Source organism: Paenibacillus sp. 598K (assembly GCF_003851045.1).
GTDB lineage: Bacteria > Bacillota > Bacilli > Paenibacillales > Paenibacillaceae > Paenibacillus_D.
On the sequence record NZ_BFBX01000093.1, the window covers coordinates 57,705 to 58,362 of the forward strand.

General features: G+C 67.0%; 1 pseudogene. It reads left to right on the forward strand.

Features of this window, described 5'->3' with window-relative positions:
- Positions 1–658, forward strand: a pseudogene (locus tag PA598K_RS25105) (hypothetical protein); the annotation flags it as partial.

Consider the following 658-nt stretch of genomic DNA (forward strand, 5'->3'; position numbering starts at 1 on the left):
GGCAGCCGCTGACGGCAGCGGCCAAGGCGTACGAGGCGCTGGGCAAGTTCGCCGGGGAAGCGCAGGCGGCGTTGCCGCAGGTAGAGAAGACCGAGCTGAGCGAGCTGACCCAGCAGCTGGAGATGACGGTCTACCGGACGATGCTGACCGAGCTGTCGTGGGAGTCGCTGACGCGTGAGCAGCTCGGTCAGGCCGAGTTCCTCAAGGATCATGAGCGGCTGGCGCTGTGGAATGAACGGCTCGGCGACGGCAGACAGCAGTCGGCGGCGGCCGTCCTGCAGGCGTTGCACCGCTGGTTCGTGCAACCCAAGCCGGACAACCGTGTCTTCGACGGGCTCGACCCGGCGGAGATCGACCGGGCGCAGCAGCTCGGCCGCCGCTGGCTGGCCGTCTCGATCGAGCCCGCGCAGTTCGCGCGGATTACGATCGCCTTCTGCAACAGCTCCGACGTGACGGCGATCGACTATCCAGGGCTGATCGAGTTCCTGCGCCAGCACGCCAAGAGTCCGGAGACGATCTATCAGTTTTTCCAGTGGTCGGAGGAGCACCCGGCGTTCATGCGGCCGCGAGGCTTCGTGCCCGCGTATACGACGGCAGTGCTGGCGTACTTCCGCACGCATGACCGCGACGCCTTCAAGAGCCGCACGCATCGCCGGAC